Annotated in this window: 13 protein-coding genes and 1 pseudogene; 5 read left to right on the top strand and 9 right to left on the bottom strand. The window is 58.9% G+C overall.

Annotation, left to right across the window (positions count from 1 at the left end; translation table 11 throughout):
• Positions 1-109 precede the first annotated feature (109 nt).
• The 8 genes from H7F08_RS06330 to abiEi all read right to left on the bottom strand — a co-directional run bounded on the left by H7F08_RS06330 (position 110) and on the right by abiEi (position 10,693).
• Positions 110-901 (bottom strand): hypothetical protein, encoded by a 792-nt coding sequence (locus H7F08_RS06330; RefSeq protein WP_153940383.1) that lies wholly within the window; start codon positions 899-901, stop codon positions 110-112.
• A 64-nt stretch (positions 902-965) separates the two neighbouring features.
• Entirely contained in the window at positions 966-1,910 is a 945-nt protein-coding gene (locus H7F08_RS06335) for an LPD7 domain-containing protein (RefSeq protein WP_226831445.1), read from the bottom strand.
• Between the two features lie 22 nt (positions 1,911-1,932).
• Positions 1,933-2,304, bottom strand: coding sequence for a hypothetical protein (locus H7F08_RS06340; protein WP_031571674.1), 372 nt, complete (start codon positions 2,302-2,304; stop codon positions 1,933-1,935).
• Positions 2,305-2,314: 10 nt separating this feature from the next.
• Positions 2,315-2,593, bottom strand: coding sequence for a hypothetical protein (locus H7F08_RS06345; RefSeq protein ID WP_031571677.1), 279 nt, complete (start codon positions 2,591-2,593; stop codon positions 2,315-2,317).
• Positions 2,590-3,786, bottom strand: coding sequence for a hypothetical protein (locus H7F08_RS06350; RefSeq protein WP_193640125.1), 1,197 nt, complete (start codon positions 3,784-3,786; stop codon positions 2,590-2,592). The genes H7F08_RS06345 and H7F08_RS06350 overlap by 4 nt, the downstream gene beginning before the upstream one ends.
• A gap of 60 nt (positions 3,787-3,846) precedes the next feature.
• Complete coding sequence (locus tag H7F08_RS06355) at positions 3,847-8,997, bottom strand: DUF3560 domain-containing protein (protein ID WP_193640126.1); 5,151 nt, start codon at positions 8,995-8,997, stop codon at positions 3,847-3,849.
• Between the two features lie 135 nt (positions 8,998-9,132).
• Positions 9,133-10,104 carry a nucleotidyl transferase AbiEii/AbiGii toxin family protein gene (locus H7F08_RS06360; RefSeq protein ID WP_080707782.1) on the bottom strand — a complete coding sequence of 324 codons (972 nt, stop codon included), beginning with the start codon at positions 10,102-10,104 and terminating at the stop codon, positions 9,133-9,135.
• Entirely contained in the window at positions 10,094-10,693 is a 600-nt protein-coding gene (gene abiEi, locus H7F08_RS06365) for a type IV toxin-antitoxin system AbiEi family antitoxin (protein ID WP_080707783.1), read from the bottom strand. Before abiEi ends, H7F08_RS06360 begins: the two co-directional genes overlap by 11 nt.
• 159 nt (positions 10,694-10,852) lie before the next feature.
• Here abiEi and H7F08_RS06370 point away from each other — a divergent pair, with 159 nt between their 5' ends.
• Complete coding sequence (locus tag H7F08_RS06370) at positions 10,853-11,317, top strand: helix-turn-helix domain-containing protein (RefSeq protein ID WP_193640127.1); 465 nt, start codon at positions 10,853-10,855, stop codon at positions 11,315-11,317.
• 118 nt (positions 11,318-11,435) lie between these two features.
• Here H7F08_RS06370 and H7F08_RS06375 read toward each other — a convergent pair whose 3' ends face one another.
• Positions 11,436-11,870, bottom strand: a complete 435-nt coding sequence (locus tag H7F08_RS06375; protein ID WP_193640128.1) for a 1-acyl-sn-glycerol-3-phosphate acyltransferase — start codon at positions 11,868-11,870, stop codon at positions 11,436-11,438.
• A 261-nt stretch (positions 11,871-12,131) separates the two neighbouring features.
• On the opposite strand from H7F08_RS06375, the gene H7F08_RS06380 reads away from it, so the two are divergent.
• The 4 genes and pseudogenes from H7F08_RS06380 to H7F08_RS06395 all read left to right on the top strand — a co-directional run bounded on the left by H7F08_RS06380 (position 12,132) and on the right by H7F08_RS06395 (position 15,270).
• Positions 12,132-13,028, top strand: a complete 897-nt coding sequence (locus H7F08_RS06380; protein ID WP_075322254.1) for a hypothetical protein — start codon at positions 12,132-12,134, stop codon at positions 13,026-13,028.
• Between the two features lie 24 nt (positions 13,029-13,052).
• On the top strand, positions 13,053-13,322 hold the full coding sequence (locus H7F08_RS06385; RefSeq protein ID WP_075322252.1) for a type II toxin-antitoxin system RelB/DinJ family antitoxin: 270 nt from the start codon (positions 13,053-13,055) through the stop codon (positions 13,320-13,322).
• Between the two features lie 235 nt (positions 13,323-13,557).
• Positions 13,558-13,893, top strand: coding sequence for a hypothetical protein (locus tag H7F08_RS06390; protein ID WP_075322251.1), 336 nt, complete (start codon positions 13,558-13,560; stop codon positions 13,891-13,893).
• Positions 13,894-14,467: 574 nt separating this feature from the next.
• A pseudogene (locus H7F08_RS06395) lies at positions 14,468-15,270 on the top strand (IS5 family transposase).
• Positions 15,271-15,355 lie beyond the last annotated feature (85 nt).

The raw sequence follows: 15,355 nt of genomic DNA on the forward strand, positions 1-15,355 counted from the left end.
CGGTTGTGCCCCCGCGGGGATCGGTCGGGAGAAAGCTGATCATCCAGCGTTTCCGTGGATGAGAGAAAGCGCCCCTTGCGGGTTTGCCCAGGTGGTGTTTTGGGTTTCATCAGAACAGCGAAGACAAGGGAAGCGCGATACCCGCGAGAAATATCCCGATAGCCGCCAGTCTCCATATCGCTTGCTGCTTCTCACCGCCGGCTTCCTTGCTCGCCTCCCAGATGATTGCCCCAGCCAGGGGAAGCAGGACCACCCCAACCGGGGCGCCGAGATATGCGGCGGCAATCCTGGGCAGGACGCCGCTATGGGTGGTCGGCTCCCAGAATGGATACCGACCAGACGCGACGATATAGCCATATCCCATGCCCAGACCCGCTGCCAGAAGAGCCATCGCCCAGCCCAGCAGGACGACGACAGAGGAATGATGGGACAGCGCATGACGGGTCACCCGGTCCTCAACAGTGGCCAGCAACCGTGTCATATCCGGATCGGAAACCATGATGTTCGCGGGGGCCGCTGCCGGCAGGTCTGCATCCTCATGCGGGAATACTTCTCGAAGTTCATCGGACTCTTCGGCGACAGTGACCGAAAGATCCGGCGCCGAGGCAATGGGGGGCTGCGGATTTTCAGGAAGGCCTCCCTGCGACGGGTCATTCGCTTGCAACAGGAGATCCAGGCGATCACGGATCTCCGCGAGCAGGCTTTCGACATGGGCGGAGTCGCCCTCCGTAATCGGCTGCCGCTCTGCCATTCTGGGGCTGCGCCCTGCAAGGGGCTTGCGCCCTGCGGTGGACGCCCGCTTTGCATCTGCCGTCTCCCGCTTTCGCGGCGGGGGAACAGGTTCTGCCATCAGCTTTTGGCCTGATGCCTCCAGTTGTGCGATTTCGTCCAGTTCATCCATGGCCATACCCTGTCATCAAGAACATCGACAGGGTATAGATCAGCGCGCAGAGGGATAACCGGCCTCAGAGTCCAATGCCTTTGCCCTTGTCCACTTCTCGCTTCTTCTCCGGCGCCCGATATGGGGCGGCATCCTTCGACGGGCCAAGCTGATTCCCGCGCTCCTTGAACGCCCGTTCGTAGATGTCCCTGGCCATTGGACTGCCAGGCTCCAGGGCAATCCCACGCTCCATGGCAACTTTCACCGTCTCTTCCAGGAAGGCACGATTGCCCTGGAAGCGCACCGGCTCCCCAAATCGGTCCACGGCGGCCTTCAGGCCAATCTCGACCGCTTTTTGCCGCTTCTCCGCTGCTTCATGCCCCAGGCCCAGCATCGCGCGGTTCGTCACCGTCACCTTGTCGCCATGATCCAGCACATAGGGCTTGCCTTTGGGATTGGCGAAGAGGACTTCCGGCGGGTTCTTGCGCTCGAATCGTGGCTTCTCCGGCGGCATGAGCGGCTCAGGGGACTTCTGGGATGTCCCTGGCCAATCCGCAAGGGGGTCGGGTTCCGTTATCGTCTTTTGCTGCGGCTCCTGATCGGGCTTTTTCCCGGTCGCGTCCGCGATTTCCGCTTCAACCGATTTTTCAGGCGCTGGCTGTGCGGGTTTCGCAATCTCTGGCCCTGCAGTCCCCTGGGCCAGCGTCTCTCCGACATTCAGGGCCTCGCCCTTCTCCTTCTCCGGGTTCAGGGATGGCCCGAAACTCAGGCCCTCGGCATCATGCCCCGGCCCATCCCAGCGTCCCTCGTGCTCAAGACGTGCGTGGATCTGGTTGGCCACAAAGCCTTTGCTATGCGGGTTTTTGTCAATGAGGTTCCGGATTTCCCGATGCAGCGGGTCATCCTGGGGAATGAACGCGCGGTTTTCCGCGTCCATGCGGACGATGTGAAGCCCTGGGTTCTTCTCATCATTGCTGGCCACTACATCCATAGGGCCGTAGGACAAAAGGTGATCCAGTTGTGCTGCCATGTGACCTCCGCGCAAAATTGCCTCAACCATAGGCCGCCGCATCCCCCTGTGGATTCACGACGGCGGACTGGTAGGAACGCACATCGACACCGAAGATCGCCGCCACCTCCTCATCGGGAAGCTGATCGGCAACGCCGACCTGCCCGCCGATTCGGGAAAGGTACTCCAGACTCTTGCGAACCACGGACAGATCCCCGGTTTCCGAGCGAAAATAAATGACCTCTGGCGATTCATCGCGAATCAGCGCCTCGATGGCCAGCTGATACCCGCCCCGCCCCTGGGGATCGTCCACCGGACGTAGATGATCCGGGTGACCGCCAATCCACAGATTGCACTGGTCCTCCCTCTTCGGGGTTTGACGGGAACCCGTCAGCACCTTGAAAAATCCAAACATAACCGTCTCCTTACAGTTCTATGCCCAAGGCATGACCGGCAATTTGTTTGCCGATCTCCTTTTTCAGCGCCTTGCCGGGCGTTTCAAAACCCAGCTCTTCGGCCCTCTCGGCGAGCTTGTCCACACGCCGTTGTGCGAGAAATCGCTGGGTGGACCCGACCGGGAGCGATTCAGGGTCAGGCAGTTCACGGAGTTGCGCGAGGATCAGCGCAACCCGCTCCCGGTGCGCGGTATCCCCTCGCTCCAGCTCTTCCTCGGCCCACTCCAGCAGTTCTTCGGCCAGGCTCATAGCTGCACCCCTTGGGAATGCTGCTTCTCCTGTGCTTTAGCTGGAGCTCTTTGGGCCTCACGCGTCGGTACCGGGTTGAGCATCTTCGGATCCACGCCCAAAGCCTGTTCGATGGCCTTGCCCTCCCGGTGATCCGGGATCTTCTGAAGCGCGTCGTTGGCCCGCAGACGCCCTGGGTGCTCGTGAATCTGCTCCAGAGTGTCCTTCCCCTCCAGATCCTGGCCCTTGGCGAAGATGCGCACATCCACCTTGGAAGGCTGTGTCTCAGAGGGCTCCGACCGGGACAGCGAAACCAGCAGTGGAGCACCATCCGAAAACCGTGCCTCCGCCTGCAAGCCGCCGAGTTCTCCCGGGTGAAATTCCAGCGGCACCTTCTCGTACTCGCCGGGCTGGCCGCCGCGCCGCTGCAAGGTCCCCACCAGGTGCCCGTCTTTCTCATAGGCGGACATGTTGTGCCAGGTGCCATCGCGATCCTTGATGCCCGCATCCAGGGCCGGGAATTCGCCGCGCTCGTTCGCTACGGTCTTCGGCGCAATCCCTTGCTCCACCATCCGCTCAGACAGACCAGCGGCAACCTCCGCGAAGTAGCTCTCCCGAGTGCTGGCGGCGATCTGGTTCAGGATCTTCTTGTCCTTCATGCCAGCATCCAGCATCGGCTTTTGCGCCGCCTCCACCCGCTCCCTGGCCTTCTCGAAGTGCCCGGGAGTGGCCGGAACTTCCTGCCCGTCAGGCCCCTTCATGGTCGCAACGTGATCCACGAAAGTCCGACCATCCCGCTCAGTCTGCTTGGCAAAAGCGCCAATGCTCACCTCGCCACCCGCATGTTCCCGCGTCGCCGTGTCGAGCTTGGTGATCAGCCGCTGAGCAAACTCGGAGCCCATGTCCGCCGACAGGATGGTCCTGCCGGCTTCGTTCTCCAGCGTGACGCGCAACTTCCTGAAGGTCTCCCCATTGGCCTGCGTTTCAGCTACCTCCGCACCCACCAGATTGCCTTTCAGCGCCTGTTCGTACCGTGCCCCATGTTCCTTCAGTGCGTCGCGGACAATCGCCTTGTTCTCCGGGGAGTACCCCTTCTTCCATTCCGCGTCCCCAATCTGTTCTCGCGCGGTTTTCAGGGCGGCATTGGTCTGTTCATCGTTGACCAGCACAAAAGCATCTGCCAGGTTGTTCCGTTGCATCATTCGGGTAGCCATCACTTTCTCCTTTTCATTTCCAGAAAAAATTGCTCACAAAAACTCCGGTACCTACTGTTTCTATATCTCCACACCCTGCTGCTTCTGCTGCTCCGGCCGGCGGGCTGAGGCCTTGGGAGCAACACGCGCCGGGTTGAGCGTCTTCAGGTCCACGCCCAAAGCCTGCTCAATCACCTTGCCCTCCGGGTGATCCGGGACCTTCTGGAGCGCTTCATTGGCCCGCAGATGTCCCGGGTACTCATGAATTCGCTGCCAGGCGAAGACTGCGGCGTCCCTCGACTGGGAAAAGACCTTCATATCCACACCGCCATCCCGACCACGGGAAAGGCCAACCGCCAGGAGTTCCCCGGACTCGCGCTCAAACTTGGCCACCACCCCATAATTCACGTCAGGCTGAAAAACACCGGCTGGCATCGTCTCCACCAGACCCGTTTCCGCATCGCGCCGCTGCAAGGTCCCCACCAGACGGCCATCGTTTTCCTGCACGGAAAGGTTGTACCAGTCGCCGTCGCGGTCCTTGATGGCCGCAGCCAGCGCGGCGCTCGGGTCGCGGACAGCGATACCGGGGCTCACACCAGGGCTCTGGGAAACCGGCACAGTGTCGAGCCTTTGGACCGGTTCTGGTGCTGCCACCGTCTGCTCAGGCGGCATCAGCGCGTCCAGCTTTTTGATGACATCCCGCGCGGCATATACGGCATTGCCCGTCCACTGCCGCTGCCAGGCACTTTCCGAAGGCGCCCAACGAAAACCGCTCGACTTCATGAGATTGCGGACCGCTTCGTCAGGCTTGCCATCGAACCGGAACTGAATGCGGTTGATCTCCTTGTTCTCCCGAACCGTTCCCCAGGCATACGGTGTCTCACGGTCCTCCAGGGCTTGGGCCTTTTCCAGGACCTGGATACGCTCTTCCAGCCGCCGGATGTTGGCGTTATTGTTACTGAGGGAGTACGACGCAAAACCCACGGCCCCCATGACATCCGGGGTCAGGATCTGTTGTGCCTGCTCCGGCTTGAAACCCAGGTGCTCCAGGGCCGCCTGCTGCGCCTCGGGGCCGTCTTTTTGGTGCTTGCGGATGGCGGCGTTGGCCGCCTTCATGCGCTCTTGGGAAGACTTCAGATTCTCCACCCGCTCCCTGAGCTTTTTCACGGCATCCGGATCGTCCGCGCTGATGGCGTAGTCGTTGACCCCCTTGGCGCGGCGTTCGTAATACTCTGCCTTCTTCAGCAAGTCGAAGCCTTTGCCAAAGTTCTGGTGGATGCGTGCACGATAGCGACGGTCGCGGCCTTCACTGTGGTGGCCAACCAGGATCGGCTGACCAAAAGGGATGGCGTCCGCCATGCGCCTGGCCTGCTCGACGTGCGCTTTCGCCCGCGCCCGCGTCTTATCAGAAAGGGCGCGATAGCGCTCCTTACGCGCCTCGATTTTTTGCTCGTAGGCGTTCTTCCCGGGAGCTTCTGGTGCTTTTTCCTCTTTCTGAAGATCAGCAGCTGGTTTTGGGGTAACCCCTTCCGGCGCAATCCCTTGCACAATGTCCGCCTTCTCCAGGGCGTTACGCACCATACCATCGGCGTCCATGGCCAAAACCCGCTTGGCGAAGGCTGTGAAACGCACGTCCTTGACGCGGGAATACTCGCCCCGGTCATTGACCAGATGGTACGTGGTTGCCGCGCCCTCCTTGCCAGAAGCAATGCGATCCTGGCCGCCCGCGACTTTCAGCGTTACATACTCCTGTCCATTCACCACCTGGCCACCGACATCCACGCGCAGGCCCTTCAGATCCGCCCAGGCGCTGACCAGGCCATCCTGCAAGCCCCGAGCTTTCCGTTCCCGCTCCGCCAGCGCATTGCTTTCCCGCAGGGCCTGCGCCTTTTCAGGACCGGCCCACTCCAGCAACTGTGCGACCCGTTCTTTTTGGGTCTTGCCCAGTTTTACACCCGTCATGTGCGTAAATACCTCTTCCGATCCCGGGTTTTGGCTGTTGTGGCCAATCATTCCCAGCAGGGTTTTGAGATCCTTGTCCTGAATCGCCCCGACCACTTTTCCGATCATCGGGCTGTCCGGACTTGCCTCAATCCCGTGCTTCCAGTAGGTCGCCTGCGCGATTTCCCGGGGTTCGCGCAGGCTGCCGGATTCCAGCAGTGCCTTGCCATGCTCCCTGAGCCGCGCCTTGAAAGCGTCCCTGATTTCCCGGTCCAGATCGTGAAATCGCTCGCCAAGCCGTCTTGCCTGGTCATGGGCGGTTTGGACGGCGGGCAGATCGGAGATCTCTTCCGGAGCGAACGCCTGCGCCAGGCGTAATTCCGGGGCCGACGATCCCCGGTTTTCTCCCTCCCGGAGGATCCCAAAGGTATCGTCCACGCCTGTGCGGAAATCCCGCATCATGTCGGAGAAGCCCCGAAAATCCGCCGGAGCCAGACGCTCGGAGCGCTCGCGGACCGCCGTCACCAGTTTCTCTTCCCGCTGTGGCAACTGGGCGTAAAACGCCTGGTACTCCTGAAGTGCCTGTTCCTTGCGCAGATCCACTGGGCGATGCTCTGGCGGAAGCAGGTCGGGGTAGTGCTCCAGCTTCACCTCCAAAAGGGTCCGGGGCGCAAAGTGATAATCGAGTTCCGCCCCGGCACGGGTAATCTCCGGAATACTGATGTAGCCCAGTTCGGGATGGCCCAGACCTAAGTCCGCCAGACCAAAAGCTTGCGTCTGGTTCGGGAAGCCGTTCCCCTCATTGGCGGGATCTCCGCGATCCTTCTCAAGGATGAACCACTGGGCACCATTGGAACCAAAATAGCGCAATGAGACTGGGCGCTCGCTGTCCGGCACGCCGTCGGTCTCATAGGTCGCCGGCATCTGCCGGATAATCTCCTGTAACTCCTGCATCTTGTCCGAGAAAAAGACTTTTTCCTCGCTGCTGCGGAGCAACTGGTCTGTCACCAAAGCCTGTTGGCCTCCAAGGAATGGCCGCACCTCGTCGGGGACCTTCGTCAAAGGTTCCGGTGCCTTGCCGTACATGAGACTGTGTTCGGCATCAAAAGCCCGGACCACACCGAAGAATCGGTCCCGGCTGGCGGCGAAATCGAGCTTTTCTGAAGCGATCTCGGGCGGCACCACACCACTGACCTGATGACTGAGAGCTGCATCGAAGCCCTCACGAGACATCATTCGCCCGGCTGGGGCGACTTCCCATTCCCGATCGGAGCGGTAGAGGTCCTGCAACCGGACTTCAGAGTCATCGATGCGGGTAACGATGGAGGGAGTATTCCAGTCTGCCCCGAATTGATTTCTCCGGGTTATCACGAAGTCTCCGACCTGAATCAGGGGGGCTTTCTCTGCCTCTGGAGCGAGAGCCCGGTCGAATCCCACGGCCTGATCCAGAGCGATCTCGCGGAACTGTCCGTCCCGGCCATATACCCGTGCCTCAATGCCCTGGTCTGGCCCCGTCTCCGCCCGCAGGTGATAGCGGATATCGCCGCCAGAGGTATCCAAGGCCGCGATGATCCGTCCTGAGAAGGGACTGGATGTCACGCCCGGTTCATGCGGTTCAAAACGCACGAAATCGCCGACCTGGGGTCGTTCCATGCGCCGAGCGCCTTGGTTCAGTTGAGACGCGACGAGACCCACCGTGGCCGGACTGAGGCCCACAGCCTCGCCGTAAGCCACCGGGCTTTCCTGTAGCGCTCTGGCCCATTGCGCGGAACGCTGGGGATCGGTACGGCCTTGCCGCTCAACGAAGGCTTCGGCATTGGCGACGGGATCGCTCAGTCCGGCAAAATTCGGGTGTTCGCCTTGCCGGATGCGGGTGCGGTTTTCAAGAAACGCAATCAGCTCCGGGTCCAGGGCGCGTTCCGGCAAGGCTGCCGCCCGCAAGGCCGCCGCCTGCAGGGCCGCCGCCCGCTCCGGCTGCCCACGCGCGGTTTCGACCGCCATGAGCACGGCGAGGCCCGCCCGATCGCGCGAATCGTCCATGCCTATGGTGCGTTGGTACGCATCGGTCTGCGGATCGATGGCGTCCAGATCCGGACCGGGGGTGACAGCGCCCGGGATGTGTTCCACCAGGTCGTTAGGCAGTACCGTGGGCGCGATGTCGTCCGCCCCGTCCAGGCCGGGGGTGCCGTTGGGCCACCGGTAGATGCGCCTCAGTCGCGTTGCTTCGCCGGGCTGGGCGGCGTCAAGCACCACGCCCTCAACCTCTTGCCCAATCTCATTCCTGTACCGGACGTAATCGCCACGGGAGACGGTTGGTCGCTCCTGCTCCACCAGCAATTCCGGCGTCCGTTCGATCAGATAGTCGCTGATCCCCTGGGCATCCTTGATGGTCTGCATCAGGATCTGCTTGCGCTCTTTTTCCGGCAGGGCTTTGAGCCATGAGGCAAGATAGGCGGCTGAATTACCCATCTCGCGCCCCTCTTCCAGGTCCTGGGATGCAGGATCAAAGCCAATCCCCAAACTCGCTGCGGTCATGGCCGCGGACATCTCCGCCCGCAACTCCTCGATGGCGTACTTCTCACTGCCGAAGGAGTTTTTCAGATCGCGGTTCAGTCGTCTCTCATGACCTGTGGCATGGGACAGCTCGTGCAGGAGGGTGGTGTCATGCCCCACAGCCTGCTCGAAAGATTCCACGGGAGGCATCTGCACCCGGTCCTCCGACGGACGATAAAACGCCCGGCCGCCGCCGTACCGCAATTCCACGCCCAGGCGCTCGGCCAGCTTCGGCAACCGATCATCGGGTTTCCCCTCGATCTCCAGACGCGGGGACCGCTCCAGCGGGGGAATGCCGTCTATCTGTGATGCGTGAAACACCGTGTAGTAACGGACACCAAGCCGTTCCTCCACGGGCTCGATGTTCTGGGCGCCCTGCGCCCAAAGCCTCTCTATTTCCTCATCGGTGCGCTTGTGCTCGTAACGCGACCACTTTTCGATGGGAATCCCATGCTCACCCTTGCGCACCTGCCAGCCCTGCTCCTGGGCCTGCTTGTAGGTACACCAACGTGGATCGGACGGGTCCGGAGAGAACATCATGAGATTTTGGTAGTTCACCCCGCTGTAAGGCTTGCCTGTGACTGCATTGACCGGGGCCAACACATCGCCGGCTTCCCAGGGCCTTTGCCAGGAGGCAGTTCCTGCCCCGATCTGTTCAATCAGTCGGTCGGCAAGCTCAAGACGGGGATCTTTCCTATCGGTGTTGTTCCCTGAAGGGGATGGGGCGGGGACGGGCATCGTACTCTCCAGCGCAGTTAATCTTCGACTGGAGGGTATAGATCGGGCGATCGTGGTATAGCTTTATCGGGCCGAGCAGCGCCCTGCCCGGCATAGAGACGCAGTTGCTCTGCTGTGCTTTAAAATCAGGATGCCTTATAACTCCGGCCCACGTTTTTTCTTCCCTGGCAGCACCTGCTGGACTTTTTTGAGATCAAATTCCAGATCCTTCCGCAGACTGGATAGCAATCCGCTGACCGTATTCTCGAAATATTTCTCATACCCCTCCTTGCCAAACACCCTGTCATGTTGTGTTTGCGGCAGGAATCGCGCCATCTGCGCACGAAACCCCTCTCCACCAGCAATCACGGGAATCGCAGCAATGGCGCGATCCAAAAACCGGGGGAATTCATCCAATCCATAATCCGAGACTTTCTTTCTGACCAGTTGGGTATCCAACTGCGCTCCCTGACCAGATAACCACGCGATATCCCAAATATCCCGATGCCTGATCCGCGATGGGGTAAACTCCATCTCCTGGCCAATCATTCTGGAAATGGAAGCAGGAAGCGCAATCAGCTTGTCCGCCAGAATCTCATCCCTGGACTCGACCGCCACCAAAGGTTGACTACGCCCCTCCAGAACGGAATAGTTAATCCGCAATGGAAGAATATCCCTGGAATAGGCCGGTACGTTGGCGATTTCCAGTTTGATCTTTTGCCGTGGCACGTCCGGACGATCCGGACTGGTCTGGATCGTGACCATCCATTTATCTACCCGCACTGTCCCATCAAATGGAGCATCCCTGGGCTCCCGGACTGTGATATCCAGGTCAAAGCGCTTGCCAATCTTCCCGACAATGCAGCCTTTGACGGCAGCCATACTCCGGGCGGAAAAATTCTTTCCACCCGCAAAGTCAAGGTCTTCACTGAATCGCTCAGAACCATAACATAGACGCAGAGAGGTTCCCCCCTGAAACACCATATCCTTTAACAGCCCCTCTTCGTCCAATGCGCTAAAAATCTCATAGTGCAGCAGTTCCTTCTCCACCACGGGACGCAAAAAACCCAGCCCGTCACCCCGCATGGCCGCATCTACATATTGCGCAAAATCTTCTTTATTCATCATCCACCTCGTCCCGATCAATCAAGTCTATGTTCCGTCCTACACGATGGAGATCCTGGATGGCAGCCTGCTTTCTGGCAATACGCAATGGACGCCCCTTGACGACTAATGTTCTTTCCAGAAGATCCGGAATAGTGCGCTTGGTGTGCGTGAATTCAATAGCCCCAAAGGGGGTCTTGTGGAGCCCTTTCGCGCCTGTGGTCATTACCGTCAAGCGATCCACAGGAATCTGTGAGATCACACCATATTCCGAGAGAATACTTTCCAGAGAAACGTAATTGAAATCTCCCGGGCGCAGGGCCTGCGCGATCCGCTCGATCAGCCAGCCCCGGTGACGCGGCACAGCTGGACCAAAAAGGTAGATGCCGCGAGCGGCGCGAACCAGAAGGTTGTCCTGGCACATGCGCTGCAAGCTCTTCTCCAGCGCTTTCTCATCCTCTTCCGGAAAAATCTTCTCCAGGTCTCGTCTTGAATAGACGACAAGCCCCTTCTGTTCCAGGGCGGATAGGCGATTCAGCAGATCCAGTCGTTTCATGTGCGCGCGAACCAGACAGTTGTGTAGGGTTTCTATACACATAATAGAATCTGCCATGTCGCTTGTCTATCAGGCAGAAAATCCGCGAGCGCATCCAGTAGGTGTCCCTTTGGTTGCCTGCCCGGCAAGACCATCCCATTTCGGATGTTTCGATTATTCGTTTATTTCGGTTATACTTCCTCCCATAATGCTGTTTGAAACTCCCTGGAGGCTGCCATGACCACACTCTCTCCTACCCATTCGTTGCCGACGGCCGAAGAAGTTTCCATCGCCCGCGAGAGCGGCCGGGCGTTGTCCGCCTTCCTTCAGACCCGCGCGGAAACCCAGCAGATCGAGATATTCAACGACCAGGGTACGTCCCATCCGGTGCGCGTCCCGGTGTCGGCGCTGCGCCTGCTCGTGGACGTCCTGACCGAAATCGGTGAGGGCAACGCGGTCAGTATCATCCCGATCCACGCCGAACTGACAACACAGGACGCAGCGGACGTACTCAATGTCTCGCGACCGTTCCTCGTCCGGTTGCTGGAGCGCGGCGAGATCCCGTTCCACAAGATCGGTACTCACCGTCGTGTCCGCTACCAGGACGTGATCGCGTACAAGGAGCGGATCGACGCTGAGCGCAGCAAGGCCCTTGATACACTGGCCGAGCAAGCCCAGGCGCTCAGGATGGGGTACGAATGAATGGGTTCGAACTTCATCGTCATCTACGACGCGTGCGTGCTCTACCCGGCGCCGTTGCGCTTTCAGGCGCTTTGAAATGGCGCCATTACGCCGCACATCGGTGGCGCCATATTGCCGGTCAGTGACAAGTGGCGCGGCGCTCATGCCCCTGATACGCCACTTGAGGAATCCATCCGGAGTGATCCAGACGAATCTCCGTGACCAAGCATCGGGATTTTCGGGTTAGCCAGGATGCTCCGGGCAGATCTGGCCGGACCGGATTGGAAATGCCCGTTCCCTGCGGAAACAGCACCACCCCGTGGCCCGCCTCCAGGGTGCGCAGAATCACCCGAAGCGCCATGGGTGATCGTTGGTCAAGGGCGACCATGCGCTGATGGCCGTTGACCAGGCCATACCAGGTCAGCGCCCTTCGCCAGAAAGAGTGGCGGGCATAATCGGGATCGACGGCGAAGAGGTAGCCGCAGTGGCCGCCAATCTGATGCAGATAGCGGACAACGACTGGGCCGTCCAGCAAGGACGCATGAGGACGGACAAGGATCAGGTGACCCGGCATGGTAATGCTCCCGTAAGTGCTGATGGGAGGGTATAGATCATACGCAGGGCGGGTATCGGAGCATGCGGACAGTGAATCCTCCCGCGACTAAGCCAGGACTGTAGTCGGGGCTTCGTGCTCTGCGCATGGCGAAAAATTCAGCACCCGCTAGGCATGGTTGGGACTGAGAACAAATTTGCCAAGAAGCGCACGACCTAGCGTAAGAAAATCTGTGCAGATGGTGCTATCCTAGGAGAAGTTTCAGATCGGACAAAAATTTCGATGAGCACTGAACATTTTCGGATTACCTACGATGGTCCAGCCCTGGATACGCACGAAATGGATGTGCGGGATCTGGCTCCCGCGCTGCTCTCTCTGGCAGACGCTTGTGATGCTGCCAGTCAGGCACTGTTTGGCCCGAAGAGCAAAATGGTGGTAAACGTCAAGGCGTCGTTCAAAACCGGCAGTTTTGGTGTAGACCTTACTTTGGCATCCTGCGTGCTCCAGTCAACGATAAACTGGTTTGCTGGTAAGGACGGGCAAGGACTGGCCAATGCGACAGCGGTACTCCTGGGGTTGGGGGCTTTTGGCGGTGGCGTCATCGCTGCTCTGAAATGGTTGCGCGGACGAAAAATTCACAGGATAGATATTCACGGGAACAAACGAATTCTCATCACGGAAGATGAGGATCAGCTTGAAATCGAAGAATATACTCTTATTTTGCTTCAGCACCGCGAATTTCGGGAAAAGCTCGAAAAAGCGTTGGACCCCCTGGACTGTGATGGCATTGAGACTATAGCGTTAGGCCGGGATGAATCTGTCGATGTCACTGTTAGCAAAAAGGAGCGTGGATACTTTGTTACTCCACCAGCCACAGATGAGATTTTGTTCTCTGAAGAGCGAACACAGGCTTTCTCTATCGCTAATCTGGCGTTTCAAGATGGCAACAAGTGGAGACTGTATGATGGGCAGGCGACCGTATTTGTGTCTATTGAGGATACAGACTTCCTCCTTCGAGTGAACACCGATAAGGAATCTTTTGCAAAATCTGACGTTTTGATTTGCCGCGTCCGGGTCACGCAATGGCAAACAGATGCCGGGGTAAAAACGGACTATGCCGTATTAAAAGTTCTGGAACACAAAACTCATGCCACACAGCTAAAATTGCCCACGGTGTAGCCTGAGCCTTCCTGGAGCATTACCATGAGCACTACCGTCGACACCTACGTCCGCGCCCGCATTGACACCAACACCAAGGAGCGGGCCGCCAGCGCGCTTGAAGCAATGGGGCTGTCGGTTTCCGACGCTATCCGTCTGCTAATGCTGCGCATCGCCGACGAACACCGCCTGCCTTTCGACGTGAAGGTGCCCAACGCCACCACCAAGAAGGCCCTTGCCGAGCTGGAAGCGGGCAAGGGCCAGAAATTCGCCAGTGTGGACGATCTGATGGCGGATTTGCATGCGGACGATTGACCGCTCCTCCGTTCAAGACCGCGTTGCCTGTGCTGCAGGGACAGTTGGTGCATAGTTTGGGTGGTATCCTGTAGCACAAAACCATTCGGGTCTTTAATCCGAAGTTTCCGCATGGCGTGTCTGCTGGAAGGGTTTCCTCCTTCAGGTGCAAGCTGCAACAGATGCATCCCTTATTGCGCTCGGTTGGCTGTCGCCAACTCTTGGAGAAATCGGGGCATGTTAGGAGTGCTACGTTATGTCACCAAAGAAAATCACCATCGCCGAACAGGATTTGACCGAAGCGTACCAGCGGGAAATCAGCGAGATTCTGGAATTTCTGGGCCAGAATATTGCGGAGTGTCTAATCACGGACGAGTCCAGTATTTACGACTTTTCCATCTGCTACCCTGAAGATGAGTATCCGGAGGATGACGATACCAGAGGGACCTACCAGGAGGCTGTGGACGCTTGGAAATCATGGCTGGAAACCGCATGGCCAAAACATTTTCCTGGGGTGCCACTGGGCGTTGGGAAAGATCGGTATTTGGTCAGCCTTGCCGCCAGGATACGGGAGAGCCGAAATGTGCAGTGATGTTGCAACCTGTCACCATGGGATCGGACCACGACTGTTTCAAAAGCGGCTGCAAGCGCGAGGCCAAGGGCCAACACCGCGCCACACTGGATGACGCCAGCCGCCGGGGTGGGTCGCAACGGGCGTGCCAGAGCGAAGCGGCAGGCGCGGGCCGTTGCTAAGAGGCTGATATCGAAAGAGATGACAGCACGGCACCCCTTCTTTATCTTGCGTTCCCTTCCAATCAGTAAAGCTGGTTCTGACACGAACTCATTTTACGTTCCCTTCCAATCAGTAAAGCTGGTTCTGACACGAACTCATTTTAGGCTTCCCGTCGTTTTTTCGACCCGGGTCATATGCCACGGGGTATTGCTCTCTGGCTCGCTAGTTCAGCGCTTCTGGCGGCAGGATGGGCATTCGCCGACTGTTCGTGGAGGGTGGTTGCCGTGCTGCCGATAGAAACCCTGCCGCATTTGGGATTGGTTTACTGGTTATCGCCTCTGGCGAATGCAGGAGTGCTTTTCTGGCATTAGGACGCTGCTGAAAAAGTCCGTGGTATACTGGGCCTGAGCTTGGAAGTTTGGAGGTCGAAGAGATGTGCGGTGCCAAAGTTGAGACACAGAGCATGTTCAGCTATCTCTCCCCGGAGCAACGTGTGCCCCAGGATCACCTCTGCGAAGCATCCGGGTGATCGTGGATCGTTCCTTGGCGGAACTGGATGGACACTTCAACCAGATCTACTCGGACCTTGGCCGCCCCTCCATTCCCCTCTCGGTGGATGGCACGCTTCTGGAGGCCTGGGCCTCACAGAAATCCTTTCAGCCCAAGGACCCGGAGGATCGCGGTGGTGATGGCTCCGATTTCCGGGGGCAAGAGCGCAGCAATGATACCCACGCTTCCGTGACCGACCCCGACGCCAGGCTCTACAAAAAAAGTTCCGGAGAAGCCTCCCGCCTAGCCTATCTCGGTCATATCCTCATAGATAACCGACATGGACTGATTGCGGGAGAGCAGGTGACGACCGCCGATGACAGTGCCGAGGCGGATGCCGCTACCCAGCTGGTGGACGATCTGGGTGGTAGCCAACGCATCACCCTCGGTGCCGACAAGGGCTACGACCGTCAGGGCATTGTTCAGGATCTGCGGGACCGAAACGTCAAACCCCATGTGGCGTGCAAGCCGAAGGGATCCGCTATCGACGGCCGCACGACCCGCCATGCAGGCTACGCCATGAGCATTCATGTGCGCCGGCGCGTCGAGTCCATCTTCGGCTGGATGAAGACGGTGGGTGGGGTGCGGAAAACCCGATTCCGTGGCCTGGAGCGGGTCAGCCTGCATTTCTCGATGGTCGCCATCGCTTTCAATCTGGTCCGCATGGCGCGATTGGGGATGGCCTGATGGCAGTACTGCGCCCAGAATTCAGAAAATGGTCGGGAAAGACCGCAAAAACGGTCAAAACAGGCATGGTGATGGCTTCCATTCG

This window comes from Acidithiobacillus sp. HP-11 (assembly GCF_015100075.1).
GTDB lineage: Bacteria > Pseudomonadota > Gammaproteobacteria > Acidithiobacillales > Acidithiobacillaceae > Acidithiobacillus > Acidithiobacillus thiooxidans.

Excerpts from the sequence above, each read along its gene's own strand:
- H7F08_RS06390 (WP_075322251.1), top strand. The coding sequence starts at position 13,558 with ATGTCACCAAAGAAAATCACCATCGCCGAACAGGATTTGACCGAAGCG.
- H7F08_RS06360 (WP_080707782.1), bottom strand. The coding sequence starts at position 10,104 with ATGATGAATAAAGAAGATTTTGCGCAATATGTAGATGCGGCCATGCGG.
- H7F08_RS06370 (WP_193640127.1), top strand. The coding sequence starts at position 10,853 with ATGACCACACTCTCTCCTACCCATTCGTTGCCGACGGCCGAAGAAGTT.
- H7F08_RS06385 (WP_075322252.1), top strand. The coding sequence starts at position 13,053 with ATGAGCACTACCGTCGACACCTACGTCCGCGCCCGCATTGACACCAAC.
- H7F08_RS06355 (WP_193640126.1), bottom strand. The coding sequence starts at position 8,997 with ATGCCCGTCCCCGCCCCATCCCCTTCAGGGAACAACACCGATAGGAAA.
- H7F08_RS06335 (WP_226831445.1), bottom strand. The coding sequence starts at position 1,910 with ATGGCAGCACAACTGGATCACCTTTTGTCCTACGGCCCTATGGATGTA.
- H7F08_RS06340 (WP_031571674.1), bottom strand. The coding sequence starts at position 2,304 with ATGTTTGGATTTTTCAAGGTGCTGACGGGTTCCCGTCAAACCCCGAAG.
- abiEi (WP_080707783.1), bottom strand. The coding sequence starts at position 10,693 with ATGGCAGATTCTATTATGTGTATAGAAACCCTACACAACTGTCTGGTT.
- H7F08_RS06330 (WP_153940383.1), bottom strand. The coding sequence starts at position 901 with ATGGATGAACTGGACGAAATCGCACAACTGGAGGCATCAGGCCAAAAG.
- H7F08_RS06380 (WP_075322254.1), top strand. The coding sequence starts at position 12,132 with ATGAGCACTGAACATTTTCGGATTACCTACGATGGTCCAGCCCTGGAT.
- H7F08_RS06350 (WP_193640125.1), bottom strand. The coding sequence starts at position 3,786 with ATGGCTACCCGAATGATGCAACGGAACAACCTGGCAGATGCTTTTGTG.
- H7F08_RS06375 (WP_193640128.1), bottom strand. The coding sequence starts at position 11,870 with ATGCCGGGTCACCTGATCCTTGTCCGTCCTCATGCGTCCTTGCTGGAC.
- H7F08_RS06345 (WP_031571677.1), bottom strand. The coding sequence starts at position 2,593 with ATGAGCCTGGCCGAAGAACTGCTGGAGTGGGCCGAGGAAGAGCTGGAG.